Origin of the sequence: Blautia massiliensis (ex Liu et al. 2021) (assembly GCF_052064225.1) — a bacterium.
Lineage (GTDB): Bacteria > Bacillota > Clostridia > Lachnospirales > Lachnospiraceae > Blautia_A > Blautia_A fusiformis.
Genome location: NZ_JBQHWA010000038.1, coordinates 1 through 26894, shown reverse-complemented (window position 1 = coordinate 26894; position 26894 = coordinate 1). Strand labels below are relative to the sequence as shown.

The following is a 26894-nucleotide window of genomic DNA, read 5'->3' as shown; positions in this document are numbered from 1 at the left end:
ACAGTATAAATATAGCTTGTGGACACTGTGTAAGACATTGCAGTACCGTAAGGTGTTTGCCAATGCAGTAGTGGGAGAAGCAAGAATCCCCTGCTTTAGCTGTGGGGAGTGTCAAAGACGGAGGTGATGGCAGATTGCTGAAATGGATGAAAAACTATTACATAGGAAATGATGTAAAAAATCCTACTAGAATAAGAGCCAGGATCACTGCTGGCAAATTCGTGCCGGATATCTACGTTGTTACTTTGTCTGATAATCCCGGAAATATTTTGGAAATTCTTCCCGCAGGCATGCTTGTACAGCGAAGCGCCAGAGCCACCTGTCCTTTGATCGTTGGAATGGCCAGAGGAAAATCCGGTGCTATACAGATGGTACAGGATATGATCGAACAGGTTTATACCGAAACTGGAAATTTTAAAATAAAAGAATATCTGAAAAACAGGTGAACCAATGCTGCATATATTATGGCTGATAATAAAATGGATATTGATCCTTCTGGGGATTCTGATCGGGCTGATCTTTCTGATCCTGCTGCTTCTTTTATTTTGTCCAATCAGATACAGAGGGAATTTAAAAAAAGACCGTACGGATAGTCTTCGCGAAATACATGCTACCGGTGAAGTGAGCTGGCTGCTTCATATAATATCTGCACAGGTATTCTGGGAGCAGAGCGTTCTGAAAACAAAAATATGTTTTTTAGGGATTCCGTTGGAAAAATTAAAAAATCTGTTTCGTAAAAAAAAGAGGCCAAGAGCTCTTTCCAACTCCGGAAATCAAAATGCAAAAAAACAGACAGAGGCTTCCCGAAGCCATGAAAAGACATCAAAAAGCGAAAATCAGAACGATACCGCAGAGCTGCAAATGTCTGAGCCTCAGGAAGATACTGTTGAAGATATAAATGAAATTTCGGAAAAGGTAATAATGGAGCCGATATCGATTTCCGAAGAAATATCGGAAGATGAAAAGAAGCTTCGGACAAAGATTGCAGATTTAATTTCGAATATAGTGGGAAAAATAAAAACGGCAGTTGGAAAGCTGATCCAAATCGTACAGAATTTTCTTGGAATGCCCAAAAGGATTCTGAAAAAAATGCAAAGTCTTGCATTAACAATCCGGAATTTCTGTGATAAGATAAACTGGTGGAAGGAGTTTTTAGACCATCCCCGAACCAGAGAGGCTCTTTCCTTTCTGTGGAAAAATGCAAAAAAACTGATTTATCATGTGCTTCCGACAAGGATCACCGGAAAAATCACATTTGGCAATGAAGATCCGGCAGTTACAGGTATGGTATTGGCTGTATTAGGAATGACGATTCCTTTTCATAAAAACAAGATCGAAGCAGCGCCCCTTTTTGATGATGAAAATGTTCTTGAGGGAGAGATCCTGTTAAAGGGAAGGATTTATGGAATTGTAGTTCTCAAAACAGCAGCAGAGCTTTATTTCAATAAAAATATAAAATACGTCATCCACCGATGGAGACATAAGGAGGTAAAACATGGAGAAAGAGAATAATTTCAAAGATACCGTGAATTCATTATTTAAAGGAATGGATGGCTTTGTATCGGCCAAAACAGTGGTTGGCGATGCCATTCATGTAGGTGATACCATTATCCTTCCTCTGGTCGATGTATCCTTCGGCGTGGGAGCCGGAGCTTTTGAAGGAGATAAAAAGAATAACGGCGGCGGAGGTCTTGCCGGAAAGATGTCTCCCTGTGCAGTACTTGTGATCCAGAATGGAAGCACCAAACTTGTAAACGTAAAAAATCAGGATGGCCTTACCAAGGTTCTGGATATGGTGCCGGATTTTGTGAACCGTTTTGCGCCAGGTGCAGGCAATGCTGAGGATACAGACGGGAAAGAAGAGTAGTATTCCATTTAGATTTCATGCATATACTGTAATAAAAAAACAGGAAATGAGCAGACAGGAGTGGGAAAGCTAACTGGTTTTATGCTGTTTTTTATTGGTGTGGGCATGGTTCTTGGTATCCTTATTACAGAAAATTTTATTGTGATCGCAATGGCAGTCATATGTCTGCTGTGCGGATATCATATGTTTTGCAGATAAGCGGGAAGTGTGCACCTGGCATACTTCCCGCTTGTGATTTATCTGTCTTGAAGATAAAAAAAAGCCCCCGCATTCTACGGGGGCATACGATATTACTTACGCTCTTTCAACTTTTCCGGATCTTAAACAAGAAGTACATACATACATTTTCTTTGCTCCGCCGGCAGTTGTTTTTACTCTGACGGATTTAACGTTAGATTTCCACATTTTGTTGGATCTTCTATGGGAATGACTCACATTGTTTCCGAAATGAGCTCCTTTATCGCAGATTGCACATTTAGCCATGAATAGCACCTCCTTTTATCAACAGTCACCATTTTAACAGATGAATTGCTCTTTTGCAAGCAAAAAAAGGAAATTTATCAAAAATTCTGCAAAGAGTTTTAAGGAAAGTATTCCATACCTCCGGGAACAGGGCGGATCATGGCGGAATTAAGCGTTGTGTGTATGGTTTAGATCAATTTGAAACATAGAAAATTACCCAGTGCGAATTAATTTATCGTTTTTTCTTTGGCCTGGTCTCTTTCCTGAATCTGAATAGAACATATTCTTGCTGAACTGGCATATGAGGATAGGAAAACCGGGAAAATGCAAAAGAATTTGGCAGGTAGTTCGGAATCCGAAAATGTGGTATGATTATGGGCAGGATATCAGAAACGTCAGGAGTTGAATAGATTGTGAAGACGGAAGAAATCTTTAAATATGTGCAGAAACAGTACGGAACAGTCCCGGAATATTTATGGAGTACATCGCCAGACAGTGCAGTACTTCGACATAAAAACGGAAAATGGTATGCAGTGATCATGACTGTCGAAAAATCAAAACTGGGATTAGAAGGAAAAGATCCGGTTGATATCATGGATGTAAAGTGTGATCCGGACATGACGAATATGATTATTCAGACTCATGGATTTTTACCTGGATACCATATGAACAAGCAGCACTGGATCACGATTTTACTGGATGGTTCGGTCAGTAAAGCAAAGATACTGGACTTTTTGGACATGAGTTATGACCTGATTGATGGCGCAGGCAGAAAGGAAAACAAATGAAAAAAGCAATCATATATGCATCGGTACATCATGGAAATACAGAAAAATTAGTAAAGAGCATAGCAGAAGAGTGTCAGGTTGATTTGATCGATGCTGTAAAACAACCCGATGCAGATCTGAGCAGTTATGATATGATTGGGTTTGCATCAGGAATCTATTTTTCAAAATTTCATCAGTCATTATTGGGATTTGCAGAGAAGAATCTACCGGACAACAAAAAGGTATTTCTGATCGGTACTTATGGTGGAAGTGCGAATTATAAATCCATTGAGCAGATTTTGGACAAGAAACGTTCCAAAGTAATAGGAAAATTCGGGTGCAAGGGTTATGACACATTTGGTCCATTTAAACTGGTTGGTGGAATTGCAAAAGGGCATCCAGATGAAGAAGATATAAAAAATGCAGTTGAGTTTGTAAAAGGATTATAAGTAGATAAACGAAAAAGAAAAACCGGCTTCATAGTATCGGTTGGCATGCTCCATCACAATCCTGGATTCCCCTTCAATAGAGTGGATGAGCTTAATTTTCTATAAGATAAAACAAGTTGAACTCTATCATTGCGTAATTATAAAAAAAAGGTTATAATGGTTTTATATAATTTAATCTGAATGAAACAATGGAGGTAACCATATGAATGGACGTATAGATTCCGGATTGGGTCAGATCGTAATTGATACAGATGTCATTGCGACTTATGCCGGCAGTGTGGCGGTAGAGTGTTTTGGTATCATCGGAATGGCAGCTATCAGTATGAAGGATGGCCTGGTCAAGCTTTTGCGTATTGACAGCCTGAAACATGGTATCAGTGTTAAGATCACGGATGATAATAAGATCCGGCTGAATTTTCATGTCATCGTAGCATATGGCGTGAATATCAGTACTATTGCGGACAATCTTGTCAACAATGTAAAATATAAAGTCGAAGCCTTTACAGGAATGGAGATTGAAAAGATCAACATTATGGTTGAGGGCGTGCGTGCAATAGATTAGTTTTAGAGGAGGAACTTGTGGTGAATAACAAAACCATAGATGCTAAAATACTTTCCAGGATGTTTCTGTCCGGAGCAAAGAATCTGGAAGCGAAGAAAGAGTGGATCAATGAACTGAATGTGTTTCCTGTACCTGATGGAGATACGGGAACCAATATGACGCTTACCATCATGTCTGCTGCTTCTGAAGTAGGTGCTCTTACAGATCCGGATATGGAATCCCTGGCAAAGGCAATTTCTTCCGGTTCCCTCCGTGGAGCCAGAGGTAATTCCGGTGTTATCCTGTCACAGCTTCTGCGCGGATTTACCAGAGGTGTGCGTAAACTTACAGATCTGGATGCACCTGCCATTGCCGCAGCTATGGAGCGAGGCGTTGAAACTGCATACAAAGCAGTTATGAAACCAAAAGAGGGAACCATTCTTACTGTAGCCAGAGCTGCAGCAGACAGAGCAGCAGAGCTTGCTGATGCTGCAGAAGATCTGGATGCTTTTTTCGACGGGATCTTTCAGCATGCAGAGGAAACTCTTGCCAGAACACCGGAGATGCTTCCAGTCCTGAAAGAAGCAGGTGTTGTGGATTCTGGCGGACAGGGACTTCTGGAAGTTTTCCGTGGTGCCATCGACGGATATCATGGAAAAGAAGTGGATTATTCCCAGTTTGAAGCAGCAGCTCCTAAGATCACAAAGATTTCTCCTCAGGCAGAGGCAGATATCAAATTTGGATATTGTACAGAGTTTATTATCCTTCTTGAAAAACCGCTTCCACAGGATGAGATCGACCGTTTCCGTGAATTTCTGGATTCCATCGGTGATTCCATTGTTTTGGTGGCTGATGATGAGATTGTCAAGGTACACGTGCACACCAATCATCCGGGACAGGCTTTTGAACGCGCACTCACGTATGGTCAGCTTTCCCGTATGAAGATTGACAATATGAGAGAAGAACATCAGGAAAAACTGATCAAAGATGCGGAAAAACTTGCAAAAGAACAGGCAGAAAACAAAGAACCTCCAAAGGATCATGGATTTATTTCCGTATCCGTAGGTGAGGGACTTTCTCAGATTTTCCGTGAGCTTGGCGTAGATTATCTGATCGAAGGCGGCCAGACTATGAATCCGAGTACCGAAGACATGCTCAATGCTATTGAGAAAGTAAATGCAAAAACAATTTATATTTTCCCGAATAACAAGAATATTATCCTTGCAGCTAACCAGGCAAGAGATCTGACTGAGGACAAGGAGATCATTGTAGTACCAACCAAGACAATCCCACAGGGAATTTCCGCAATGATCAGCTTTGTTCCGGAGAAGGGCGGCGAGGAGAACCTTACTTCCATGACCGATGCGATTTCCAGAGTGAAGACCGGACAGATTACTTATGCAGTCCGTGATACACGCATTGATGACAAGGAAATCCATGAGGGAGATATCATGGGAATCGGTGATGCAGGTATCCTTGCAGTAGGCAGAGATCGACTTCAGGTAGCGGAGGAGATGGTAGCAGAGATGGTTGACGAGGAATCTGAGATCATCAGTGTTTACTATGGTGAAGATGTATCTGAGGAAGATGCAGAGGCACTTTCTGATTCTCTTACCGAGAAATATCCGGAGTGCGAGGTTGAGCTGAACCAGGGTGGACAGCCAATTTACTACTATCTGATTTCTGTAGAATAAAGAGCACAAAAAATGAATGATAAGACACCTTTACGTGAATTAAAAGGCGTGGGTGAGAAAACAGAGAAGCTTTTCCAGAAGATCGGGATCACGACTGCGGAAGAGCTTCTCCGTTATTATCCGCGGACTTACGATATATATGAGGAGCCTGTGGAGATTGCATCAGCAGAGGAGGACAAAACAGTCTCTATCCGTGCCACTATAACAACAGGTATTTATATTAACCAGATACGCAATCTCCAGGTTCTGACAACAACTGTGGCAGATGCAAGCGGCCGATTGCCGGTTGCCTGGTTCAATGCGCCTTATTTGAGGGGAACACTCAAAAAGGGCAGTGTGTTTATCCTCAGAGGAAAGATCATCAGAAAAAAAGGCCGTCCGCAGATGGAACATCCGGAGATTTTTACCCCGGCAGCTTATGAGGAGATCATTCACAGTATGCAGCCTGTATATGGTCTGACGAAAGGACTTTCCAACAAGATGATCACGAAGTTGGTCCATCAGATTTTGGATACAAGGCCTCTCCATGGGGAATATCTGCCGGAGGAGATACGGGAACGCTATCAGCTCGCAGATGCCAATTATGCGATCCGGACTATCCATTTTCCGAAAAATATGCAGGAGCTTCTCACAGCCAGGAAACGTCTGGTATTCGATGAATTTCTGCTTTTTGTGCTGGCAATACAGCTCTTGAAGGAGAAAACAGAAGAGGCTCCAAACACTTTTCCAATGAAACCAGTATGGACAACCGAGGAGATCATAGAAGGGCTTCCCTATGACCTGACCGGAGCCCAGAAGAATGTCTGGCATGAGATCGAACGGGATCTGAGCGGTCATAAGCTGATGTCCAGGCTTGTACAGGGGGATGTTGGTAGCGGCAAGACCGTGATCGCATTTTTAGCTATGGTACTTTCAGCAGAGAATGGATTTCAGAGTGCTCTGATGGTACCGACAGAGGTTCTGGCAAATCAGCATTACGAAGGCTTTCTGAGGCTGATGGAAGAACAGAATATCGCTTCCTGCCATCCGGTGCTTCTGACAGGATCTACCACAGCCAGACAGAAGCGTGAGATCTATCAGAAGATTGCAGACGGTGAAGTGAATGTGATCATCGGAACTCATGCCCTGATCCAGGAAAAAGTGAAATATAAGAATCTGGGGCTTGTGATCACAGATGAGCAGCACAGATTCGGCGTTCGCCAGAGGGAAGCGCTGACGACCAGAGGAAATCCGCCTCATGTACTTGTTATGAGCGCAACCCCCATTCCCCGGACACTGGCGATCATTTTATACGGAGACCTGGATATTTCGATCATTGACGAGCTTCCTGCAAAAAGACTTCCGATCAAGAATTGCGTAGTAGGAACTTCCTACCGTCCCAAGGCGTATTCTTTTATTGAAAAGCAGGTGCAGATGGGAAGGCAGGCTTATGTGATCTGTCCTATGGTGGAAGAGAGCGAAGGCCTGGAGGCAGAGAATGTTACAGATTATGCCAGAAAGCTTCAGAAGATCCTTCCAGGGGAGATCAAAGTAGAAATCCTTCACGGAAAGATGAAGCCAAAAGAGAAAAACAGGATCATGGAGGCGTTTGCTTCCGGCGAGATTCAGGTGCTGGTATCTACCACAGTTGTGGAGGTTGGAGTGAATGTGCCAAATGCTACCGTTATGATGGTGGAAAATGCAGAACGTTTCGGGCTTGCCCAGCTTCATCAGCTTCGGGGCCGTGTAGGGCGTGGAGAGCATCAGTCTTACTGCATTTTTATCCAGGGAAATAATGAAGAAAATACTTCTAAACGTCTGAAGATCCTCAATGAATCCAATGATGGATTTTATATAGCCGGAGAAGATCTGAAGCTTCGGGGCCCAGGAGATCTTTTCGGTATCCGCCAGAGCGGACTGATGGAATTTAAGATCGGTGATATCTACAATGATGCGGGAATCCTGAAGAATGCAAGTGAAGCAGCTGGTGAGATCCTGGCACTGGATTTTGATCTTATCCTTCCTCAGCATAAGGCTTTAAAGGAGCATCTCAAGGGGTATATGAGTGAAGAACTGGAAAATCTGGGGATCTAACCTTGCGTTCTTTCACAAAAAGTGATATCCTAAAATTCGAGAAAAGATTAACAAATCCCTTGTAAGGAGGCTATAAACATGGCTAGAACAAAGAAAGCTGCAACCAAGACAACTGTAAAAACGGCTTCAGTAAGCGAGACTCCTGCAAAATCTGTAGTAACCGCATCCGAAGAGAAAGCCGTTAAGGCTGAGACACCAAAGACAGACGATGCAAAAGCTTCTGTAGAGACAAAAGCAGCTGAGAAGACAGCAGAGGTAAAACCTGCTGCTGCGAAACCAATAGAAGAAAAAACAGCAGAAGTAAAATCTGATGAAGAGAAAACAACAGCTGTAAAATCAGAAGAGCCGGCTAAGAAAACAGCCGCCAAGAAGACAACAACACGAAAAACTGCTGCAGCTAAGAAAACAACAACCAGGACGACAGCTAAGACAACAGCAGCTAAAACAACAAGAAAGACAGCAGCTAAAAAAGCTGAACCAGTGACAGAAGTATATGTTCAGTACTGGGGCAAAGAGATACATACTTCAGAGGTTGCTGACAGGATCAAAAAGATCTGGACAGAGGATATGGGCAAAAAAGCCTCTGAACTGAAAGACCTCAAAATCTACATTAAACCGGAAGATAATGGTGCACATTATGTGATCAACGGAGATGTTACAGGATTTATCGGACTGTAAAAAGAATCTCTGATAAAAAGTATATAAAAGAGTATGTAAGATGGCCTGCTATAGAGTCAAACTATAGCAGGCTATTTTTTTTGTGTATTTGACCAAATGAGAATAGCATGATATGATTCACCTAACAAATAAACATACTAATTAGATAGGGATATGGTGAAATGAAACAGATATTATGCTTTGGAGATTCCAATACATGGGGATATGACGGAGAGAGCAGAGAGAGACTTCCGTGGGGAGTACGCTGGACAAGTCTTCTCCAGGAAAAACTGAATAAAGAAGAATATCGTGTGATCGAGGAGGGACTGTGCGGAAGAACAACGGTTTTCGAAGATCCGCTCCGCGATGGAAGAAAAGGAACTGCACTTCTTCCCACACTTCTGGAAACACATGCCCAGGTGGATGTAATCACGCTGATGCTGGGAACCAATGACTGTAAAACTGTTTTCGGAGCATCCGCAGATGTAATCGGAAAGGGAATCATAAGATTGCTGGATCAGGTCCAGGAATATGCGCCAAAAGCGAAAGTCCTTCTCATGGCTCCGATCTACCTGGGAGAAAAAGTATGGCAGGAAGGATATGACCAGGAGTTTTCCAGAGAGTCTGTGATCGTTTCCAGAAATCTGCAGCCTGTTTATGAAAAAATCGCAGCTGAACGTCATATCCGTTTCCTTCCGGCAGCATCCTATGTACATTGCTGTGACGCAGATCAGGAACATCTGAATGCAGCAGGACATAAGAAATTTGCAGAGGTTGTATATCGGAAAGTACAGGAATTGCTGTAAATAAATAATTGCTGTAAATAAATATAGGATTTTAAGACTTTTGGATCTTATTGTCTGTATAATGTGTGGATATGTTTGTGAAATAAGATCTCTTTTTATATAAAATAAAAAGATGTTGTCTGGCAGTCTTTCAGTTCTGTCAGACAGCATCTTTTTTGCATGAGCTTAGATCAACTCAGCATAGCAATGAAACTACCTGCGCGTACAGATTTAGTACTGCTGGCCGCCCTGGGAGCTGCCGGACATCTGGCGTTCCTGTGCCTCAATCATCTTTTTGACCATATATCCACCTACGGATCCGTTCTGTTTGGAAGTCAGGTTTCCGTTGTATCCGTCTGTAAGCGGAACACCCAGCTCGTTTGCTACCTCATATTTGAAACGGTCAAGTGCGCCCTTTGCTTCCGGTACAACTGCTTTGTTAGAAGAAGTGTTACTTGGCATAATTCATTTCCTCCTTGGTTGTTATTTGGTTTGATGTTACATTGCTAGTATGTGAAAACCATAAAATAATACACTGGCAGTTAAAGGAAATTTAACATATAAAAATATTTCCGTTCATAAATTATACCGCGGTAAAAAACCGAATGTATGGTTGCTTTTTGGCGGGAGTTGCGGTTATAATAATCTCTGCATCACATATAATATCTGTCAGACAAAAAAAGTAAGGGGGTCCCGTGAAAAAGAAGCGTTATCCTACATACAAGCGAAAATATAAACGAAAAAAACAGCCCAAGCGAAAAATACTCACAGCCATTATCCTGTGTGTCATCCTTGCAGTATGTAATGGCTGGATGCCGCCGCGGAGCCTGAAAGAGGTAAAAGATCAAAGCCGGATCTTCGGACAGGTATTTCTTACATATATAGAAGAAAATGCGCAGATCCTCTGGGAAGATGTTTCGGAATCTGCTTCCGATGCAGTGGCAGGATTGCTGAAACAATCCCAGACGAAGACAGGAGGGCAGACAGAATCTGTTTCTCTGGATCAGATTCCGGAATACAGCGGCAGTCCATATGTGGAGATCAATGGAAATATACCCTCTTTTTCTGATGAAAAAAGCGCAGGACCTGCATACGAATTTTATAGTGAACTAGATTCCCTGGGGCGCTGTGGTTATGCAGAATCCAAGGTCACACCGGAACTGATGCCTGTCGAAGAGCGAGGTGCCATCGGAATGGTGAAGCCTACAGGATGGCATACTGTAAAATATGAAAATGTAGATGGCAGGTATCTGTATAATCGCTGCCATCTTATCGGATATCAGCTGACTGGAGAGAATGCAAACAGGAAAAATCTTATCACAGGAACCAGATATCTCAATGTGACGGGAATGCTTCCTTTTGAAAATGAGGTTGCAGATTACGTGCACAGTACAGGAAATCCCTGCATGTATCGTGTAACTCCGTTTTTTAAGGGAGATGAACTGGTAGCCCGGGGCGTGGAAATGGAAGCCGAATCCGTTAAAGACCAGAAGATATCTTTCCATGTTTTTGTTTATAACATACAGCCGGGAATTGAAATTGATTATACTACAGGAAACAGCTGGGAAGAATAGAGTATATGGAGCAACGCCGGGGAAAATATTAATTTTTCATGAATTTACATGAATTAAATTGCACTTTTTTGGGCGTTATGCTAGAATCAGTTACAGAGTTGTATGATTTTACCTATATAAAGGGGAGAAAAGGAATGTAACCCAAGGGCAGAATGGAGAGGTGAATTATGAATTTAGGAATTATTGCGCATAACAGTAAGAAAGTTCTGATTGAAGACTTCTGTATTGCATACAAGAATATCCTTGCCAAACATGAAGTATATGCAACCGGAACAACAGGAAGAAGAATTGAGGAAGCAACCAGTCTTCACGTTCACAAGTTTCTTGCCGGAAGTATAGGCGGAGACAAGCAGTTTATGGAGATGGTAGAGCGTCAGGATCTGGATATGGTGATCCTGTTTTATAACCCTGTCATGATGGACCCGGTAGAGCCGGATATCATGAGCATTGTTAAACGCTGCGACCAGTACAACATTCCGGTTGCTACAAATATTGCCACTGCGGAACTTCTGATCCTTGGACTGGCCCGCGGTGATCTGGATTGGAGATTAAATCTGAAATGAGAGTCATAGCAGGAAAAGCACGTAGATTAAACTTAAAAACCATTCCCGGAAATGAGACACGACCAACAACAGACCGTATTAAGGAAACTCTTTTTAACATTCTCCAGCCTGAAATACCGGGTTGTCGGTTTCTGGATCTGTTTTCCGGAAGCGGAGCGATCGGTATTGAAGCTCTGAGCCGTGGAGCCGAGTATGCCGTGTTTGTGGAAAAAAATCCCAAAGCATGTACTTGCATCCGCGAAAATCTTTCATTTACAAAACTCACGGATGGTGGTAAACTGCTGAACATGGATGTGCTTCAGGCACTGCGTTCACTGGAAGGCGGAGAACCATTTGACTGTATTTTTATGGATGCACCATACGAACAGCATCTGGAACAACCAGTCCTTGAGTATCTGGCTGACAGCACTCTTGCAGATGAAAACACGCTGATCGTTGTGGAGGAAGATCTACATACGGATTTTTCTTATGTAGAGGACCTTGGATATCATCTGGTACGTTCCAAGGAATATAAAACCAACAAGCATGTTTTCCTAAAAAAATGAAAGAGAGACTGACATATGATAACAGCAGTATACCCGGGAAGCTTTGACCCGGCAACCTATGGCCATCTTGACATCATTAAGCGGGCAAGCATTTCATTTGACCGGGTTATAGTGGGAGTTTTGCATAATTCTGCAAAAAGTCCGTTGTTTTCTGTAGAAGAACGTGTTAAGATACTAACAAAGGCGACAAAAGATATCCCGAATGTGGAGGTGAAAGCATTCGAGGGCCTGTCAGTGAACTTTGCCAGGGAAAACCATGCCCAGGTGATCGTTCGAGGGCTTCGTGCTGTCACGGATTTTGAATATGAACTGCAGATGGCCCAGACTAATCGTGTTCTGGCACCGGATGTGGACACCGTTTTTCTTACAACCAGTCTGGAATATGCATACTTAAGCTCCACGATTATGAAAGAAGTTGCTAATTTCGGAGGAGATCTGAGCAAATTCGCTCCACGTGAGATTACGGATGCAGTCGAAGAGAAATTGAAAAAAAGAGAAACAGAGAAATAAGGAGAGTGTATTATGAGCAGCAGAATTGAACAGATTATTCAGGAGATTGAAGAGTATGTGGACAGCTGTAAATTCCAGCCTCTTTCCACTACCAAGATCGTAGTGAACAAAGAAGAGATTGAGGAGTATTTACGTGAACTTCGTCTGAAAACTCCGGATGAGATCAAACGTTATCAGAAGATCATCAGCAATAAGGATGCGATCCTTGAGGATGCTCAGGCTAAAGCTGACAGTCTGATCGCAGATGCTCAGGCCAAAGCTCAGGAACTTGTTACACAGCATGAGATCATGCAGAAAGCATATGCACAGGCAAATGAGACCATAAATGCTGCAAACAAGCAGGCTCAGGAGATTCTTGATTCTGCAACACAGGATGCAAACAGCATTCGTCTCAGTGCGATCACATACACAGATGATATGATGGCTAATATCGGTTCTGTCCTGAATCAGACACTTGAAGATGCCGGTGGTAAATACAAAGCATTTATTGATGCTCTGCAGAGCTGCCTTGAGGTTGTTAATCATAATCGTCAGGAGCTTGCACCACAGACTGCTCAGGCAGCGGCAATCTCCAATACCTTCCAGGATGATGACAGTTCTTCTGTAACAAAAGAAGACGAAGATCTGTTAGACGATATTGGAGAAAACTAGGATCAGGAATATCGCACTGGCGTTCAGACATTTTGAAATAGCGTAGGGGATCAGTGACAAACTGTTTTCCAATACGCTTTTTGTCTGAGCCATGACGCAAAAGCCACCAAAAGAAGTCAGGAGCATAGAAGCAAGGTATCTGCTTTTCCATGGCAGTGGTGCGCCGGCAATCTGTTTCAGCCCGGTAGTTAGTTCCAGTGGTGCTGTGAACAGCATACAGCTTTGTGCATGAAATGGCCAGTAAAAGCTGATACTGGCGAGTATCAGTGAGAAGAGGAGAATATAGCCCCCGAGACGTGTGATGGTTTCAAATCCGTCCATGATCGAGACATCCAGGATGGCTCCTATGGAGTCCTGTTGGTATGTCTCTTTTTTTATCTTGTTTACGCAGACAGAGTCCACGGTATGCCCGCGATATACAACGAAACGAAAAAACAGCATACAAAAGAGATCTGCCGCCAGAAAAGTGAGGATCATCTGTACTGCTGATATCTTATTTTTCAAGAGTATCCCGGAAAGATAGGAAATGATAAATGCGGGACTTGCATTGCAGCTAAACGTAAGAAGATATTCCCCTTCTCTGCGGGAAATCTGCTGGTCTATGTACAGATCATGTGCCAGTTTGGCTCCCATAGGATATCCGCATAACAGACCCAGGATCAGAACATAGGCTCCAGCAGGTGAAAGCCCGAAAAACGTTTTCCAGAAGAAAGCAGATGGTTTCAGAAGCTTCCGGATATTTCCAGTTTTTAATAATGCTCCTGTCAGGATCAGAAATGGCAGCAGAGTGGGAATCATGATATTCAACCACAATCCAAGTCCATTTTTTACTCCGGTAAGAGCTTCTTTTGGGTGAAAAAGCAGAAAAAACAACAGGCAGATATAGAAAAATATGATTATTTTTCGTTTCATAAAAACAGGTCCTTGCTTTTTTTACAGTATATGATTATTATAAAAGACAAATGAATTTATGAAGCAGAAGGAGGCAGAATTTATGCCAGTATTAGAAAATTGTGAACCAAAGAGAGTTTTTCATTATTTTGAAGAAATCTGCAAGATTCCTCATGGTTCCAGAAATACAAAACAGATCAGTGATTTCCTTGTGGAATTCGCGAAGGATCATGGATTCAGATATGTACAGGATGAGCTGAATAATGTAGTGATCTACAAGCCAGGCACACCAGGATATGAGAATTCTCCCACAGTGATCATCCAGGGCCACATGGACATGGTATGTGAAAAACGACCGGATGTAGATCATGATTTTACAAAGGATGGTTTGAACATCTCTGTAAAAGATGGTTATATCACAGCCAACGGAACAACTCTTGGCGGTGATGATGGTATTGCAGTTGCTTATGGCCTTGCCCTTCTTGACAGTACAGATATTCCACACCCTCCTCTTGAAGTACTGTTCACTGTTGATGAGGAGATTGGTCTTCTTGGTGCAGTCGGTCTGGACTGCAGCGTGCTGAAGGGAAGAAGATTTATCAATCTGGATTCTGAAGCGGAGGGAAGTCTCTGGATCAGCTGTGCCGGCGGTCTTTCCGGTATCAGCCATATCCCTGTCCAGCGCGTAGAAGGAGAAGGAGAAAAGGTACAGGTCAAAGTCTGTGGACTTATGGGCGGACATTCCGGTGCCGAGATTGACAAGAACAGAGCGAATGCCAATAAACTTATGGGACGGTTTCTTTACGGACTTAAGAAAAAAGCGGAATATGCCCTTATTTCTCTTACAGGCGGACAGAAAGACAATGCCATTACAAGAGAGTGCACCGCAGAATTTCTTACGGATTCCGTTGCTGAGGTAAAAGCTTACGCAAAAGAGCTCCAGGAGCAGCTCCGTGAAGAATATACTGGTTCTGACGAAAACATTACTTTTGAAATAACAGAAAAGGGTACTGCAACAGCAGAGGTTCTTCATCCTACAAGTCAGGAAAAGATCGTATTTTATCTGCAGAATGTACCATTCGGAATCCAGAAAATGAGCGGAACCATCAAAGGCCTGGTGGAAACCTCCAGCAATATCGGTATCCTCCGTCTGGATAGGGACGAGCTTTTTGCAAGTTCCAGTGTAAGAAGCTCTGTAGACGCTGCATGCAGTGCATTATCTGATAAGATTGAATATCTCACAGAATTTCTTGGTGGTGACTATGAAGTACAGGGTGCATACCCGGCATGGGAGTACAGAAAGGAATCTCCATTACGAGATAAAATGGTTGCAGTTTTTGAGGAAATGTACGGACATAAGCCTGAAGTCGTAGCGATCCACGCAGGCCTTGAATGCGGGCTTTTCTATAAAAAAATGGAAGGACTGGACTGTGTATCCCTTGGACCGGATATGAAGGATATCCATACATCCGAGGAGGTTCTCAGCATTGCTTCCACAGAAAGAGTATGGAACTATCTTGTACAGGTTCTCAAAAATCTGAAAGACTGATTCCGTTCGAAGTATGTTCGAACTTTTACCCTGGAGAGACGTAAGGTTTCTCCAGGGTATTTTTATGCCCTGATAAAAAAATATTCATAAAATACAGAATTATACATATATATAGATTTGTGGATGCATCACACAAAAAGGAAAATAATTCTATAATTTTTTAATAAAAAATTGATAAACAATCCCTTTTTTTTCAAAACATATGTTATAATAAAAAATGTATGCCGCTGTCACCAAAACCAAAAAGAGACTGGCGGCAGATGATAAGGAGCGAGCAACATGGAAATACAGTTATGGCGAAGTATTTTGTGCCCTTACGAGCTGGCTGTCAAAGAACTGACAGTCAAGTTTAAACATATGATAGAAGAGTATCACGAAAATGATCGTTATTCTCCCATTGAACAAGTCAGTGGAAGAGTAAAAAGTGTTTCCAGTATCCTAGAGAAAATGCAGCGTAAAGATATCCCGATCGAACAGCTGGAAACAGAAATGGAAGATCTGGCAGGAGTACGGATCATTTGTCAGTTTGAAGAAGATATCGATACCGTTGCTGCGATCATCCGAAAAAGAACAGATATGGAAGTCAAAAGTGAAAAGAACTATCTGACGCATATCAAGCAGAGCGGTTACCGGAGTTATCACATGATCATTTATTATACAGTGGAGACTATTCATGGGCCGAAACGGCTTCAGGTAGAAATACAGATCCGTACCATGGCAATGAATTTCTGGGCAACGATCGAACATTCCCTTCAGTATAAATACAAAGGTGATATGCCTCCTCATGTAGCAGAACGTCTTAGTAAAGCATCCGATGCGATCATTTCGCTGGATCATGAAATGTCTTCTGTGCGCAATGAGATCATGGATGCCCAGAATTCATCTCAGATGCAGTCCAATCTTGTAAAGGATATTCTGAATAATATTGAAAATCTCTACCGTGTTTCCAGTGAACGGGAAGTCAGCAAAATACAGGATGAGTTCCTGCGGGTATTCAAAACCAAGGATCTGCGTCAGCTGGAACGCTTCCACAGGCAGCTGGATATCATTGCAGAGGGTTATCGTGCCCAGGCAGTCCATCACAGCATATGAACACAGGGCAGACAGTACTAATACACATACATACGAGGAATTATAAATGCAGGATTTTTTACCAGTTACAAGAGAAGATATGAAGTCAAGAGGCTGGGATGAGTTGGATTTTGTCTACGTGACAGGAGATGCCTATGTGGATCATCCGTCTTTTGGATCTGCGATCATTGGACGTCTTCTGGAAAGCAGAGGATATCGTGTGGGCATGATCCCTCAGCCTGACTGGCGAAAGAAGGAGAGCATCCAGGTGTTCGGGGAACCGCGCCTGGGTTTTCTCGTTACAGCAGGAAACATGGATTCCATGGTGAATCATTATACGGTTTCCAAAAAGCACCGAAGCACAGATGCCTATTCTCCGGGAGGAAAAATGGGATTAAGACCGGACAGGGCTTCTGTTGTATACAGCAATCTGATCCGGCAGACCTATAAACATACGCCTATCATTCTTGGCGGGATCGAAGCCAGCCTTCGAAGAATGGCACATTACGATTATTGGGAAAATAAGGTCAAGCACAGTATTCTGATCGATTCCGGTGCGGATCTGATCTCTTATGGAATGGGGGAACATTCCATCCTGGAGATCGCAGAAGCCCTGCAAAGCGGGATTCCAGTCCAGGAGATCACATATGTGGCAGGGACGGTTTTTAAAAGCCACGATATCAGCAGGGTTTACGATCCGGTGGTCCTTCCGTCATTTGAACAGGTACAGACCGATAAAAAAGCTTACGCGGACAGCTTTGCCATTCAGTACCGAAACACGGATCCATTTACAGCAAAGCCTCTGGCAGAATCTTATGGGAACCGTGGATATGTGATACAGAATCCACCATCTCAGCCTCTGACGCAGATGGAAATGGACGATGTTTACGATCTGCCTTATACAGGACGATATCATCCCATGTACCAGAAAGAAGGCGGGATTCCGGCACTGAAAGAGATCAAATTCAGTCTGACCAGCAACAGAGGATGCTTTGGAAGCTGTAATTTCTGTGCGCTGACCTTTCATCAGGGCCGTATCCTTCAGACAAGAAGTCATGATTCCATTCTGAAAGAAGCTGAAAAGATGACGGAGGATCCGGATTTTAAAGGCTATATCCATGATGTAGGAGGCCCTACGGCTGATTTTCGTTATCCTTCCTGCAAAAAGCAGCTGACAAAAGGAGTCTGCAAGGAGCGGCAGTGCCTGTTTCCTTCTCCGTGTAAGAATCTGACGGTAGACCACAAGGATTATCTTCAGCTTCTCAGAAAGGTCAGAAATATCCCCAAAGTCAAAAAAGTTTTTGTCCGTTCCGGCATTCGGTTTGATTACCTGATGGCAGACCCGGATAAAACTTTTCTTAATGAGCTTGTGAAATATCACGTCAGCGGTCAGCTGCGAGTAGCACCGGAGCATGTTTCTGATGAAGTCCTGAAGTTTATGGGCAAACCCAGGCACGAGGTTTATGAGGGCTTTCTGAAGGAATATGAAAAAGCAAATGCGCGGACTGGTAAGCAGCAATATGCCGTTCCGTATTTCATGTCGTCCCATCCCGGGTGTACTATGAAGGAAGCCGTGAAGCTTGCGGAATACGTCCGTGATCTTGGATTTACGCCGGAGCAGGTTCAGGATTTTTATCCAACGCCATCAACACTTTCTACCTGTATGTATTACACAGGAATCCATCCGCTGACAGGCGAAAAGGTATATGTGCCGAAAAATCCACACGAAAAAGCAATACAGCGAGCACTGATGCAGTATAAAAATCCGGAAAATCGCGAACTGGTCCTGGAAGGACTTAAGATGACCGGACGTATGGATCTGGTCGGCTTTGGGCCGAAATGTCTGATCCGTCCCAGAGAGCTTCATAAAAAAGCCAAAAAAACACAGACAAGGAGTTCGGCACATGAAAGATACCAGAAAAAGAAAAACAAAAAAAGGTGATTTCGGTTATTTTAACAGCGAAAAAAAACGAAGACTCCTGATCACCGCAGGATTATTTTCTCTTCCACTGCTCATTTTCTTTGTGGCGTGGGCCGTCAACGGAACAAGAATGACAGTCTGGACTGTTCTGACCGTAGTAGGCTGTCTGCCAGGATGTAAATCCATGGTAAGCCTGATCATGATCCTGTTACGTCATCCTATGGATGAAAAGCTCTATAAAGAGATCTGCAAACATGCAGGAGACCTGGTCATGTCCTATGAAATGTACATGACTTTTTATGAGAAAAGCGGTTATCTGGACGCTGTTGCCGTGTGCGGAAATACAGTAGTGGGTTATACCAGTGATCCAAAAGCAGATATCGCCTACCTTGCAGAGCAGTCACAGAAAATCATCCGTAAAAACGGATATAAAGTAGATGTAAAGATCCTGAAGGACCTGAAGCCCTATCTGGAACGTCTGGATTCCATGAATGAGCACAAAGAATCTTTGAGAAACGGGATTAAATTCACACCGGATGAACGATACCCGGATCTTTCCAGAGAAGAACTGATCAAACATACGATCCTGGCAATCTGTCTGTAGGAGCATTATATAATGAAAGAATTTATCATTAACGAAAACGAGGCCGGACAGCGTTTTGACAAATATCTGGCCAAGCTTCTCCGTGAAGCTCCAAAGAGCTTTTTCTATAAAATGATGAGGAAAAAAAATATCACGCTCAATGGAAAAAAAGCCACCGGGAATGAAAAGCTGTTTTCAGGAGATCATGTAAAACTGTTTTTAAGTGATGAAACATTTGAAAAATTCAGCGGAAATGATTCTGCTCCACGGGCACATTATGCTCTGGATATCATTTACGAGGATGAAAATATCCTGTTGATCAACAAACCGGCAGGAATGCTTTCTCAGCCTGCTGATGACGGAACCCCTTCACTGGTAGAATATCTGACTGGCTATCTTCTGAAAAATGGCTCTCTTACAGAGAATGATCTGAGAACCTTTCGTCCTTCCGTATGCAACCGCCTTGACCGCAATACCAGCGGGTTGATAGCGGCAGGCAAAAGCCTTTCCGGTCTGCAGGAACTTTCAGGGATGTTCAAGTCCAGGGAACTTCATAAATATTACCTCTGTCTTGTGGAGGGAGTTTTAAAAGAAGAAAGATATATCAAAGGTTATCTGGCAAAAGATAAAAAAAGCAACAAAGTAACCATCTATAAACAAGAGAAAGAAAATGCCCTTCCAGTGGAAACAAAGTATTATCCGTTGGGTACCAATGGAACCCGTACCCTTCTTAAGGTTGAACTGATCACAGGACGTGCACATCAGATTCGTGCTCACCTTGCTTCGGAGGGACATTCGATTGTTGGTGATCCCAAATATGGAAAAGCCGATAAAAAACTGAAAGGACAGCTGCTTCATTCTTTTCGAATGGAGTTTCCATCTATGAAAGGAAGCCTGTCATATTTATCCGGGAAGGTCTTTACGGCACCGCTTCCGGAAATCTTTCTCAGAATACTAAAAGAGGAAAAGTTGGAGGAGAGTTATTATGAAAATCTGGAATGAAATATGGGATTACGTCAAGATGATCATCATCGTGGTAGTTGTAGTCCTGGTTATCAACAATGTAGTACTGATCAATGCAAAGATCCCGTCAGAATCTATGGAAAATACCATTATGACCGGAGATCGTATCTTTGGCTATCGTCTGGCCTATGGCCTGAATATGGATGTATTTGGTCACGAGATCTCAAAAAAATGGAAAGATCCGGAACGCTTTGACATTGTGATCTTCAAATATCCGGATGATGAGTCCCAGCTGTTCATCAAACGTATCATCGGTCTTCCAGGAGATAAAGTAGAGATCAAAGATGGTAAAGTTTATATCAATGATTCGGAGACACCTCTGGATGATTCCTTTGTGCCGGAAACTCCTCTTGGAAGCTTCGGACCATACGAAGTACCGGAAAACTGTTACTTTATGATGGGAGACAACCGTAACAATTCCAAGGATTCCCGATACTGGCAGAATACATATGTACAGTTTGATCAGATCGTCGGAAAAGCGGAGATCCGTTATTTCCCATCCATCAAACTTCTAAATTAAAGGGCAGACTTTATGGCAACATGGAACAGCAGAGGACTTCGTGGTTCTACTCTGGAGGAACTTATCAATCGTACCAATGAGCAGTACAGGGAAAAGGGACTGGCCCTCATCCAGAAAATTCCGACACCTATCACTCCGGTTAAAATGGATAAAACCTCCCGGCATATCACGCTGGCATATTTTGAACAGAAAAGTACCGTAGATTATATCGGAGCAGTACAGGGAATCCCTGTCTGCTTCGATGCAAAAGAATGCTGTGTAAAAACTTTTCCCCTTGCGAACATTCATCCTCATCAGGTAGCATTTATGGATGAGTTTGAAAAGCAGAAGGGGATTGCTTTTTTTCTGATCTATTTCAGCGCAGATAATGTTTTTTATTATCTTACCCTTCGTAAGCTGAAGGAATTCTGGAAAAGGATGGAAGATGGCGGGCGAAAAAGTTTTCGTCGTGAAGAGCTGGACGAGGAATTTTATCTTTCCGGAAAAAATGGATTTCTGGTTCCTTATCTGGAAGGGATCCAGAAAGATCTGCAATTACGGGATTGACTTTTGGAAAGGTTTCCTATATAATCAAATTTAAGTTTTTCTGTGGTAGCATGGTAGTGAATTAAAGTGAAACACAGAAAATCTCAAAACGTGTTACGGAGGAAATGAACATGCAGCGTATTTTTCATACACCTGAAGGTGTGCGGGACATTTATGGAGAGGAATGCAGCCGCAAAAAACGGCTCCAGAGGGAGCTCCACCAGGTGTTTTCAAGATATGGATATGAAGATATAGAAACACCGGGATTTGAGTATTTTGAAGTGTTCAGCAATGAAGTAGGAACGATCCCATCCAAGGATTTATATAAATTTTTTGACAGAGAGGGAAACACACTTGTTCTCAGACCTGACTTTACACCGTCTGTTTCCAGAGCATGTGCAACTTATTTTGATCCGGAAAAAGGACCTGTAAGACTTTGTTATACCGGAAATACATTTATCAACAATTCCAGTTACAGAGGTCAGATGAAGGAAAATACTCAGATGGGTGTTGAGCATATGGGAGATGATTCTGCAGCAGCAGATGCTGAGATCCTTGCTATGACCGTGGAGTGTCTGAAGGCAGCAGGACTTACCGAATTCCAGGTTAGCGTAGGCCAGGTAGATTATTATAAATCCCTGCTTGCAGAGGCAGATCTGGAGCCGGAGATAGAAGAGCATCTTCGTGAGCTGATCTCTCAGAAGAATTATTTTGGTGTGGAAGAACTTCTTAAGGGACAGAATTTAGGCGATAACCTTTCCAAGGCTTTTACTGAACTGCCTCAGATGTTCGGTTCAGCAGAAGTGCTGGAAAAAGCAAAAAAACTCACCTCCAATCCGGAAGCACTTTCTGCAGTAAAACGACTGGAAGAAATTTATGAGATCCTGAAAGTATACGGCTGTGAGAAATACATTGCTTTTGATTTTGGAATGCTCAGTAAGTTCCGTTATTATACAGGGATCATTTTCCAGGCCTATACATATGGAACCGGTGAACCCCTGATCAAGGGCGGACGCTACAACGAATTGATGAAGCATTTCGGAAAACCGGCTTCTTCCATTGGATTTGCCATTGTGGTTGATAACCTGATGCTCGCGCTTTCCAGACAGAAACTGACTGTTTCGGCTGGCGATAAAACCATTGTGATCACTTATGATCCGGGAAATCTGAAAAAAGCGATCCAGGAAGCAATGGAGCTTCGAAATAAAGGTAAAAAAGTGGCATTGTGCCCGGCAAAGGAGGAGCAGGACTGATGAGATATCTTACATTTGCCCTCACAAAAGGGCGGCTGGCCAGCAAAACACTGGATATGTTTGAGAAGATCGGTATTACATGTGAGGAGATGCGTGACAAGGATTCCCGAAAGCTGATCTTTACCAATGAGGAACTGAAGCTGAAGTTTTTCCTTGCAAAAGGTCCGGATGTGCCGACTTATGTAGAGTATGGTGCAGCAGATATCGGTATCGTAGGTAAGGATACCATTCTGGAAGAAGGAAGAAAGCTATATGAGGTTATGGATCTTGGATTTGGAGTATGCCGCATGTGCGTATGCGGCCCTGAAAGCGCCAGAGAAGTCCTGAATAACAATCAGCTGATCCGTGTAGCTACAAAATATCCAAATATTGCAAAGGATTACTTCTATAACAAAAAGCATCAGACTGTGGAGATCATTAAGCTGAACGGTTCCATCGAGCTTGCACCGATCGTAGGACTTTCCGAGGTTATCGTGGATATCGTGGAAACCGGAAGCACCCTTCGCGAGAATGGCCTGAAGGTGCTGGAAGAAGTCTGCCCGCTGTCTGCACGTATGGTAGTCAATCAGGTCAGCATGAAAATGGAAGATGAACGGATCCGCAAACTGATCACGGAACTTCGAGGTGTGATCAAATAAACTGAACAACAGATGAACCTCCAAAATACAGAAAGAAGGCAGAATTTATTATGCGTAAGGTAAAACTCACCAAAGAATCTACAAAAGATATTCTGGAAACTCTCTTAAAAAGAAGCCCTAATAATTATGGAAAATACGAGGATGCAGTAGCAAATATCCTTGCCAAAGTAAAAGCAGAGGGAGATACCGCGTTATTTGCATTTACCAGAGAATTTGATAAAGTCGAAGTGACAAAGGATACGATCCGTGTAACCCCTGAGGAGATTGAGGAAGCATACAAGCTGGTAGATCCTTCCCTGATCGATGTGATCAAAAAAGCATTGGTGAATATCCGCAGCTATCACGAAAAGCAGCTTCAGAACAGCTGGTTCACAAGCACAACAGACGGAACCATGCTTGGTCAGAAGGTAACCGCTCTGAACTGTGTAGGTGTTTACGTTCCCGGCGGAAAGGCTGTATATCCGTCTTCCGTGCTTATGAATATCGTTCCTGCAAAAGTTGCCGGTGTTGACCGTATTGTAATGACAACACCTCCTGGAAAAGACGGAAAAGTAAATCCAAGCACACTTGTTGCTGCCAACGAAGCCGGAGCAGATGAAATCTATAAAGTGGGTGGTGCACAGGCCATCGGAGCACTTGCATATGGAACCGAGAGTATTCCAAAGGTTGACAAGATCGTGGGACCCGGAAATATTTTTGTTGCGCTTGCAAAAAAGGCAGTTTATGGATACGTAAGCATTGATTCTATTGCCGGTCCAAGCGAGATCCTCGTTCTTGCAGATGAGACTGCAAATCCTCGTTATATTGCAGCAGATCTTCTTTCTCAGGCAGAACATGATGAGATGGCATCTGCGATCCTGATCACAACAAATGAGGAATTTGCAGATCAGGTAGATAAAGAAGTCAAAGGTTTTGTTGAGGTACTTTCCAGAAAAGCCATTATTGAGAAATCCCTGGAGAACTTTGGTTATATCCTGATCGCAGAAGATATGGACGAGGCCATTGAGGCTGCCAATGAAATTGCTTCTGAACATATGGAGATCGTCACAAAGAATCCTTTTGAAGATATGATGAAGGTACGAAATGCAGGTGCGATCTTTATCGGAGAGCACAGCTCTGAACCCCTTGGAGATTATTTCGCAGGACCAAACCATGTACTTCCTACCAATGGAACTGCCAAATTTTTCTCCGCACTTTCTGTAGATGATTTTATCAAAAAATCCAGTATTGTATATTATTCCAGGGAAGCACTCCGAAAGATCCACAAGGACATTATCCAGTTTGCCACATCGGAACAGCTGACTGCACACGCAAATTCCATTGCAGTCCGTTTTGAGGAAGAGGACAAGGAGAACGAATAATGGCGAGAGAAGCACTGATCGAAAGAAACACAAAAGAAACGCAGATACGTCTGCAGCTGAATATTGATGGAACAGGAAGTTCTGATATTGATACAGGCATTGGCTTTTTTGACCATATGTTGGACGGTTTTACGCGCCATGGACTGTATGATCTTACACTGAGAGTCCACGGTGATCTGAATGTAGATGATCATCACACCATTGAAGATACAGGGATCGTCCTTGGAAACGCTATCCGTGAGGCAGTTGGCGACAAAAAAGGGATCAAACGTTACGGCAGCTGTATCCTTCCTATGGATGAAGTGCTTGTACTCTGCGCAGTAGATCTTTCCGGAAGACCTTATCTTGGATGGGATGCAGAGTTTTCTACGGAAAAAATAGGAGATATGGCTACAGAGATGGTAAAGGAATTCTTTTATGCAGTATCCTATTCCGCAGCAATGAATCTTCACATCAAGGTTCTTTCCGGAGGAAACAGCCATCATGTGGCAGAGGCCATGTTTAAAAGCTTTGCGAAAGCCCTTGATGCAGCAACACAGTACGATTCCCGGATCACAGACGTGCTTTCTACCAAGGGAAGCCTCTGATACAGAAGGAGACCACTTATGAACAAACAGTTGATCCCATGCCTTTATCTTCATTCAGAAAAGGCGGTAACCGGATTTGGACAGAGAAATCTTTTCGGAGACGGAAATGTAGAAACACTTGCAAAATTTTACGGTGACAATGGGGCAGATGAGCTTCTGGTATTTGACTTTTCTTCCGCAGATGCAGAGCATGACCGTGCGATCGGAAAAATCCGTGATATCTGTCAGGTATCTGAGATCCCGGTGATCGCAGCGGGAAATATCAAACGTATGGAAGATGTAAAAAAGCTGATCTATGCGGGATGTGCCAAAGTTGTACTGAATTTTTCGAAAGAGAATAATATCAAGCTTCTGGAAGAAGTATCCCGGCGCTTTGGAAAAGAGCGTATGATGATCAGCATCTCTGATCTGAGAGAATTCACAGAAAATCAGGATCTGATCGAAACATATGCAGACACTGTTCTGGCTTTGGACACTGTCGAAAATGAAATTGCAGAGATTTCTCAGATTTCCATTGTTCTTCATACCGATGAAAACAGATCTGAGAACGTTCTGGAGCTTTTAGGAGAACCAGCTGTGTCCGGACTTTGCGGTGCTTATGTAAGCAGTCTTGAAAATGATCTGCATACATTTAAGGAAACCTGCGAAGAAGCCGGAATTCCGGTAAACACATATAAAAGTAATATTGCATGGTCGGACTTTAAATTAAACAGTGACGGAATGGTTCCGGTTATTGTCCAGGATTACCGGACGGATGAAGTACTGATGCTGGCCTATATGAATGAGCTTGCTTTTAACACAACATTGAAGCTTGGAAAAATGACATACTGGAGTCGCAGCCGGAATGAGCTCTGGACCAAAGGTCTGACATCCGGACACGTACAGTATGTAAAGTCTCTTACCATTGACTGTGATAATGATACGATCCTTGCCAAAGTGGAGCAGGTGGGCGCAGCCTGCCATACAGGAAACCGTACCTGTTTCTTCAAACCGCTGATGAAAAAGGAGTACGATGATATCAATCCTCTTCACGTGTTCCAGCATGTGTATGATGTGATCACTGACCGAAAAGAACATCCAAAGGAAGGTTCCTATACCAATTATCTTTTTGATAAGGGAATCGACAAGATTTTGAAAAAAGTCGGTGAAGAATGCACAGAGATCGTCATTGCAGCCAAAAATCCGGATAAAGAAGAGATTAAATACGAAATTTCAGATTTTCTTTATCATATGATGGTACTCATGGTGGAAAAAGGAGTCAGCTGGGAAGAAATCACCAAAGAATTGGTAAAAAGATAAATTATATATCATTCAGAAAAAAAGCTTTTGTACGTCGGATCAGAATGAACGGTTACGAAAGCTTTTTTCTGTTTTCCCGGAATCTTAAAAGAATATGTACAATTTCGGTTAGGCATGATATACTTATCGTCAAAAGTGCGGAAATATAAAAAAGGAAAAGGGAAACAACCAATGATCAAAATTGATGACTGGGTGATTGAAAAAGGAGAGAAGGCACAGGGGAAAATTAAGATCACAGGATACGGCATAGCAATGCCGGCAACTGTGATATGCGGAGTGAAAGACGGACCAATGATCGCATATGCAGCGATCACGGAGACTCTGACCTGATAGTAAACAACCTTTTCAGAACGCTTCTGTCTGAAATCATATTGAAACAGTAAGAAAACCGGGTTTTACCATTTGCTATTCTATTTGTAAAAATAGCGAGGTAAAATCCGTGTTTTTTTAGGACAATAAGCGGGAATCCTCGGCAATTCAATTACCGAGATGAAAGCGCAGGATTGTGCATATCTGCACATTGAAATAATATAAT

30 protein-coding genes and 1 pseudogene are annotated in these 26894 nt (G+C 42.8%); 28 read left to right on the top strand and 3 right to left on the bottom strand.

The window, feature by feature from the left end:
• The first annotated feature begins 134 nt into the window (after positions 1 to 134).
• The 3 genes from ACTNDQ_RS13320 to ACTNDQ_RS13310 are packed head-to-tail and all read left to right on the top strand — an operon-like array spanning position 135 to position 1867.
• Positions 135 to 446, top strand: coding sequence for a hypothetical protein (locus tag ACTNDQ_RS13320; protein ID WP_059085676.1), 312 nt, complete (start codon positions 135 to 137; stop codon positions 444 to 446).
• A 4-nt stretch (positions 447 to 450) separates the two neighbouring features.
• Positions 451 to 1512, top strand: coding sequence for a DUF2953 domain-containing protein (locus tag ACTNDQ_RS13315; protein ID WP_441064822.1), 1062 nt, complete (start codon positions 451 to 453; stop codon positions 1510 to 1512).
• Positions 1496 to 1867, top strand: coding sequence for a GerW family sporulation protein (locus ACTNDQ_RS13310; RefSeq protein ID WP_015524896.1), 372 nt, complete (start codon positions 1496 to 1498; stop codon positions 1865 to 1867). Before ACTNDQ_RS13315 ends, ACTNDQ_RS13310 begins: the two co-directional genes overlap by 17 nt.
• Positions 1868 to 2161: 294 nt before the next feature.
• Here the strand turns inward: ACTNDQ_RS13310 and rpmB are convergent, their stop codons facing one another.
• Complete coding sequence (rpmB, locus tag ACTNDQ_RS13305; RefSeq protein ID WP_015524898.1) at positions 2162 to 2350, bottom strand: 50S ribosomal protein L28; 189 nt, start codon at positions 2348 to 2350, stop codon at positions 2162 to 2164.
• Between the two features lie 392 nt (positions 2351 to 2742).
• Between rpmB and ACTNDQ_RS13300 the strand changes: the two genes are divergently transcribed.
• The 7 genes from ACTNDQ_RS13300 (at position 2743) to ACTNDQ_RS13270 (ending at position 9316) form a co-directional block, all read left to right on the top strand.
• Positions 2743 to 3117 (top strand): MmcQ/YjbR family DNA-binding protein, encoded by a 375-nt coding sequence (locus tag ACTNDQ_RS13300; RefSeq protein ID WP_278795816.1) that lies wholly within the window; start codon positions 2743 to 2745, stop codon positions 3115 to 3117.
• Entirely contained in the window at positions 3114 to 3545 is a 432-nt protein-coding gene (locus ACTNDQ_RS13295; RefSeq protein WP_278795817.1) for a flavodoxin family protein, read from the top strand. Before ACTNDQ_RS13300 ends, ACTNDQ_RS13295 begins: the two co-directional genes overlap by 4 nt.
• Before the next feature lie 202 nt (positions 3546 to 3747).
• On the top strand, positions 3748 to 4107 hold the full coding sequence (locus ACTNDQ_RS13290; RefSeq protein ID WP_015524900.1) for an Asp23/Gls24 family envelope stress response protein: 360 nt from the start codon (positions 3748 to 3750) through the stop codon (positions 4105 to 4107).
• Positions 4108 to 4127: 20 nt separating this feature from the next.
• Positions 4128 to 5780, top strand: coding sequence for a DAK2 domain-containing protein (locus tag ACTNDQ_RS13285; protein WP_279199215.1), 1653 nt, complete (start codon positions 4128 to 4130; stop codon positions 5778 to 5780).
• Positions 5781 to 5792: 12 nt separating this feature from the next.
• The gene (recG, locus tag ACTNDQ_RS13280) at positions 5793 to 7853 is read left to right on the top strand and encodes an ATP-dependent DNA helicase RecG (protein ID WP_441064818.1); all 2061 of its coding nucleotides are present in this window, start codon (positions 5793 to 5795) and stop codon (positions 7851 to 7853) included.
• 78 nt (positions 7854 to 7931) lie between these two features.
• Positions 7932 to 8531 carry a DUF6465 family protein gene (locus ACTNDQ_RS13275; protein WP_235812346.1) on the top strand — a complete coding sequence of 200 codons (600 nt, stop codon included), beginning with the start codon at positions 7932 to 7934 and terminating at the stop codon, positions 8529 to 8531.
• 161 nt (positions 8532 to 8692) lie between these two features.
• A complete protein-coding gene (locus tag ACTNDQ_RS13270; protein ID WP_278795820.1) occupies positions 8693 to 9316 on the top strand; it encodes a GDSL-type esterase/lipase family protein in 624 nt (207 codons plus the stop codon).
• 210 nt (positions 9317 to 9526) lie between these two features.
• On the opposite strand, the gene ACTNDQ_RS13265 is transcribed toward ACTNDQ_RS13270, so the two are convergent.
• Positions 9527 to 9757: an alpha/beta-type small acid-soluble spore protein gene (locus ACTNDQ_RS13265; RefSeq protein WP_022426343.1), complete on the bottom strand. Its 231-nt coding sequence runs from the start codon at positions 9755 to 9757 to the stop codon at positions 9527 to 9529.
• Positions 9758 to 10233: 476 nt separating this feature from the next.
• Here ACTNDQ_RS13265 and ACTNDQ_RS13260 point away from each other — a divergent pair.
• The 5 genes and pseudogenes from ACTNDQ_RS13260 to ACTNDQ_RS13240 form a co-directional block, all read left to right on the top strand.
• Positions 10234 to 10863 (top strand): annotated as a pseudogene (locus tag ACTNDQ_RS13260) (DNA/RNA non-specific endonuclease); the annotation flags it as partial.
• 173 nt (positions 10864 to 11036) lie between these two features.
• On the top strand, positions 11037 to 11432 hold the full coding sequence (locus ACTNDQ_RS13255) for a methylglyoxal synthase (protein ID WP_015524908.1): 396 nt from the start codon (positions 11037 to 11039) through the stop codon (positions 11430 to 11432).
• Complete coding sequence (gene rsmD, locus ACTNDQ_RS13250) at positions 11429 to 11977, top strand: 16S rRNA (guanine(966)-N(2))-methyltransferase RsmD (RefSeq protein WP_015524909.1); 549 nt, start codon at positions 11429 to 11431, stop codon at positions 11975 to 11977. The genes ACTNDQ_RS13255 and rsmD overlap by 4 nt, the downstream gene beginning before the upstream one ends.
• Before the next feature lie 15 nt (positions 11978 to 11992).
• A complete protein-coding gene (coaD, locus tag ACTNDQ_RS13245; RefSeq protein WP_015524910.1) occupies positions 11993 to 12487 on the top strand; it encodes a pantetheine-phosphate adenylyltransferase in 495 nt (164 codons plus the stop codon).
• Between the two features lie 12 nt (positions 12488 to 12499).
• A complete protein-coding gene (locus ACTNDQ_RS13240) occupies positions 12500 to 13138 on the top strand; it encodes an ATPase (protein ID WP_114002511.1) in 639 nt (212 codons plus the stop codon).
• Here ACTNDQ_RS13240 and ACTNDQ_RS13235 read toward each other — a convergent pair.
• The gene (locus tag ACTNDQ_RS13235; protein ID WP_288788191.1) at positions 13115 to 14050 is read right to left on the bottom strand and encodes a hypothetical protein; all 936 of its coding nucleotides are present in this window, start codon (positions 14048 to 14050) and stop codon (positions 13115 to 13117) included. The genes ACTNDQ_RS13240 and ACTNDQ_RS13235 overlap by 24 nt on opposite strands.
• Before the next feature lie 82 nt (positions 14051 to 14132).
• On the opposite strand from ACTNDQ_RS13235, the gene ACTNDQ_RS13230 reads away from it, so the two are divergent.
• The 13 genes from ACTNDQ_RS13230 (at position 14133) to ACTNDQ_RS13170 (ending at position 26689) form a co-directional block, all read left to right on the top strand.
• Positions 14133 to 15578, top strand: coding sequence for an aminoacyl-histidine dipeptidase (locus ACTNDQ_RS13230; RefSeq protein ID WP_278795825.1), 1446 nt, complete (start codon positions 14133 to 14135; stop codon positions 15576 to 15578).
• A 279-nt stretch (positions 15579 to 15857) separates the two neighbouring features.
• Positions 15858 to 16670, top strand: coding sequence for a GTP pyrophosphokinase (locus tag ACTNDQ_RS13225; RefSeq protein WP_279200254.1), 813 nt, complete (start codon positions 15858 to 15860; stop codon positions 16668 to 16670).
• Between the two features lie 46 nt (positions 16671 to 16716).
• Entirely contained in the window at positions 16717 to 18591 is a 1875-nt protein-coding gene (locus ACTNDQ_RS13220) for a YgiQ family radical SAM protein (RefSeq protein ID WP_059085707.1), read from the top strand.
• Positions 18554 to 19174 carry a hypothetical protein gene (locus tag ACTNDQ_RS13215; protein ID WP_278795828.1) on the top strand — a complete coding sequence of 207 codons (621 nt, stop codon included), beginning with the start codon at positions 18554 to 18556 and terminating at the stop codon, positions 19172 to 19174. The genes ACTNDQ_RS13220 and ACTNDQ_RS13215 overlap by 38 nt, the downstream gene beginning before the upstream one ends.
• Positions 19175 to 19186: 12 nt before the next feature.
• Complete coding sequence (locus ACTNDQ_RS13210) at positions 19187 to 20155, top strand: RluA family pseudouridine synthase (RefSeq protein ID WP_279200262.1); 969 nt, start codon at positions 19187 to 19189, stop codon at positions 20153 to 20155.
• Positions 20139 to 20696 (top strand): signal peptidase I, encoded by a 558-nt coding sequence (lepB, locus tag ACTNDQ_RS13205; protein WP_118623957.1) that lies wholly within the window; start codon positions 20139 to 20141, stop codon positions 20694 to 20696. The genes ACTNDQ_RS13210 and lepB overlap by 17 nt, the downstream gene beginning before the upstream one ends.
• A 12-nt stretch (positions 20697 to 20708) precedes the next feature.
• A complete protein-coding gene (locus ACTNDQ_RS13200) occupies positions 20709 to 21242 on the top strand; it encodes a Holliday junction resolvase RecU (protein ID WP_015524919.1) in 534 nt (177 codons plus the stop codon).
• Between the two features lie 110 nt (positions 21243 to 21352).
• Positions 21353 to 22474, top strand: a complete 1122-nt coding sequence (hisZ, locus tag ACTNDQ_RS13195) for an ATP phosphoribosyltransferase regulatory subunit (protein ID WP_278795830.1) — start codon at positions 21353 to 21355, stop codon at positions 22472 to 22474.
• Entirely contained in the window at positions 22474 to 23112 is a 639-nt protein-coding gene (gene hisG, locus ACTNDQ_RS13190) for an ATP phosphoribosyltransferase (RefSeq protein ID WP_278795832.1), read from the top strand. Before hisZ ends, hisG begins: the two co-directional genes overlap by 1 nt.
• Before the next feature lie 50 nt (positions 23113 to 23162).
• Positions 23163 to 24473 carry a histidinol dehydrogenase gene (gene hisD / locus ACTNDQ_RS13185; RefSeq protein ID WP_288788368.1) on the top strand — a complete coding sequence of 437 codons (1311 nt, stop codon included), beginning with the start codon at positions 23163 to 23165 and terminating at the stop codon, positions 24471 to 24473.
• Positions 24473 to 25060: an imidazoleglycerol-phosphate dehydratase HisB gene (gene hisB / locus ACTNDQ_RS13180; RefSeq protein ID WP_021976578.1), complete on the top strand. Its 588-nt coding sequence runs from the start codon at positions 24473 to 24475 to the stop codon at positions 25058 to 25060. Before hisD ends, hisB begins: the two co-directional genes overlap by 1 nt.
• An 18-nt stretch (positions 25061 to 25078) precedes the next feature.
• Entirely contained in the window at positions 25079 to 26359 is a 1281-nt protein-coding gene (hisIE, locus tag ACTNDQ_RS13175; RefSeq protein ID WP_278795834.1) for a bifunctional phosphoribosyl-AMP cyclohydrolase/phosphoribosyl-ATP diphosphatase HisIE, read from the top strand.
• A gap of 171 nt (positions 26360 to 26530) precedes the next feature.
• Positions 26531 to 26689 carry a hypothetical protein gene (locus ACTNDQ_RS13170; protein WP_320810573.1) on the top strand — a complete coding sequence of 53 codons (159 nt, stop codon included), beginning with the start codon at positions 26531 to 26533 and terminating at the stop codon, positions 26687 to 26689.
• The last annotated feature ends 205 nt before the right edge of the window (positions 26690 to 26894 follow it).

What these genes read in the sequence shown, in the direction of transcription:
- ACTNDQ_RS13315 (WP_441064822.1), top strand. Translation starts at nt 451, where the DNA reads ATGCTGCATATATTATGGCTGATAATAAAATGGATATTGATCCTTCTG.
- ACTNDQ_RS13310 (WP_015524896.1), top strand. Translation starts at nt 1,496, where the DNA reads ATGGAGAAAGAGAATAATTTCAAAGATACCGTGAATTCATTATTTAAA.
- rpmB (WP_015524898.1), bottom strand. Translation starts at nt 2,350, where the DNA reads ATGGCTAAATGTGCAATCTGCGATAAAGGAGCTCATTTCGGAAACAAT.
- ACTNDQ_RS13295 (WP_278795817.1), top strand. Translation starts at nt 3,114, where the DNA reads ATGAAAAAAGCAATCATATATGCATCGGTACATCATGGAAATACAGAA.
- ACTNDQ_RS13290 (WP_015524900.1), top strand. Translation starts at nt 3,748, where the DNA reads ATGAATGGACGTATAGATTCCGGATTGGGTCAGATCGTAATTGATACA.
- recG (WP_441064818.1), top strand. Translation starts at nt 5,793, where the DNA reads ATGAATGATAAGACACCTTTACGTGAATTAAAAGGCGTGGGTGAGAAA.
- ACTNDQ_RS13275 (WP_235812346.1), top strand. Translation starts at nt 7,932, where the DNA reads ATGGCTAGAACAAAGAAAGCTGCAACCAAGACAACTGTAAAAACGGCT.
- ACTNDQ_RS13270 (WP_278795820.1), top strand. Translation starts at nt 8,693, where the DNA reads ATGAAACAGATATTATGCTTTGGAGATTCCAATACATGGGGATATGAC.
- ACTNDQ_RS13265 (WP_022426343.1), bottom strand. Translation starts at nt 9,757, where the DNA reads ATGCCAAGTAACACTTCTTCTAACAAAGCAGTTGTACCGGAAGCAAAG.
- ACTNDQ_RS13255 (WP_015524908.1), top strand. Translation starts at nt 11,037, where the DNA reads ATGAATTTAGGAATTATTGCGCATAACAGTAAGAAAGTTCTGATTGAA.
- rsmD (WP_015524909.1), top strand. Translation starts at nt 11,429, where the DNA reads ATGAGAGTCATAGCAGGAAAAGCACGTAGATTAAACTTAAAAACCATT.
- coaD (WP_015524910.1), top strand. Translation starts at nt 11,993, where the DNA reads ATGATAACAGCAGTATACCCGGGAAGCTTTGACCCGGCAACCTATGGC.
- ACTNDQ_RS13240 (WP_114002511.1), top strand. Translation starts at nt 12,500, where the DNA reads ATGAGCAGCAGAATTGAACAGATTATTCAGGAGATTGAAGAGTATGTG.
- ACTNDQ_RS13235 (WP_288788191.1), bottom strand. Translation starts at nt 14,050, where the DNA reads ATGAAACGAAAAATAATCATATTTTTCTATATCTGCCTGTTGTTTTTT.
- ACTNDQ_RS13230 (WP_278795825.1), top strand. Translation starts at nt 14,133, where the DNA reads ATGCCAGTATTAGAAAATTGTGAACCAAAGAGAGTTTTTCATTATTTT.
- ACTNDQ_RS13225 (WP_279200254.1), top strand. Translation starts at nt 15,858, where the DNA reads ATGGAAATACAGTTATGGCGAAGTATTTTGTGCCCTTACGAGCTGGCT.
- ACTNDQ_RS13220 (WP_059085707.1), top strand. Translation starts at nt 16,717, where the DNA reads ATGCAGGATTTTTTACCAGTTACAAGAGAAGATATGAAGTCAAGAGGC.
- ACTNDQ_RS13215 (WP_278795828.1), top strand. Translation starts at nt 18,554, where the DNA reads ATGAAAGATACCAGAAAAAGAAAAACAAAAAAAGGTGATTTCGGTTAT.
- ACTNDQ_RS13210 (WP_279200262.1), top strand. Translation starts at nt 19,187, where the DNA reads ATGAAAGAATTTATCATTAACGAAAACGAGGCCGGACAGCGTTTTGAC.
- lepB (WP_118623957.1), top strand. Translation starts at nt 20,139, where the DNA reads ATGAAAATCTGGAATGAAATATGGGATTACGTCAAGATGATCATCATC.
- ACTNDQ_RS13200 (WP_015524919.1), top strand. Translation starts at nt 20,709, where the DNA reads ATGGCAACATGGAACAGCAGAGGACTTCGTGGTTCTACTCTGGAGGAA.
- hisZ (WP_278795830.1), top strand. Translation starts at nt 21,353, where the DNA reads ATGCAGCGTATTTTTCATACACCTGAAGGTGTGCGGGACATTTATGGA.
- hisG (WP_278795832.1), top strand. Translation starts at nt 22,474, where the DNA reads ATGAGATATCTTACATTTGCCCTCACAAAAGGGCGGCTGGCCAGCAAA.
- hisD (WP_288788368.1), top strand. Translation starts at nt 23,163, where the DNA reads ATGCGTAAGGTAAAACTCACCAAAGAATCTACAAAAGATATTCTGGAA.
- hisB (WP_021976578.1), top strand. Translation starts at nt 24,473, where the DNA reads ATGGCGAGAGAAGCACTGATCGAAAGAAACACAAAAGAAACGCAGATA.
- hisIE (WP_278795834.1), top strand. Translation starts at nt 25,079, where the DNA reads ATGAACAAACAGTTGATCCCATGCCTTTATCTTCATTCAGAAAAGGCG.
- ACTNDQ_RS13170 (WP_320810573.1), top strand. Translation starts at nt 26,531, where the DNA reads ATGATCAAAATTGATGACTGGGTGATTGAAAAAGGAGAGAAGGCACAG.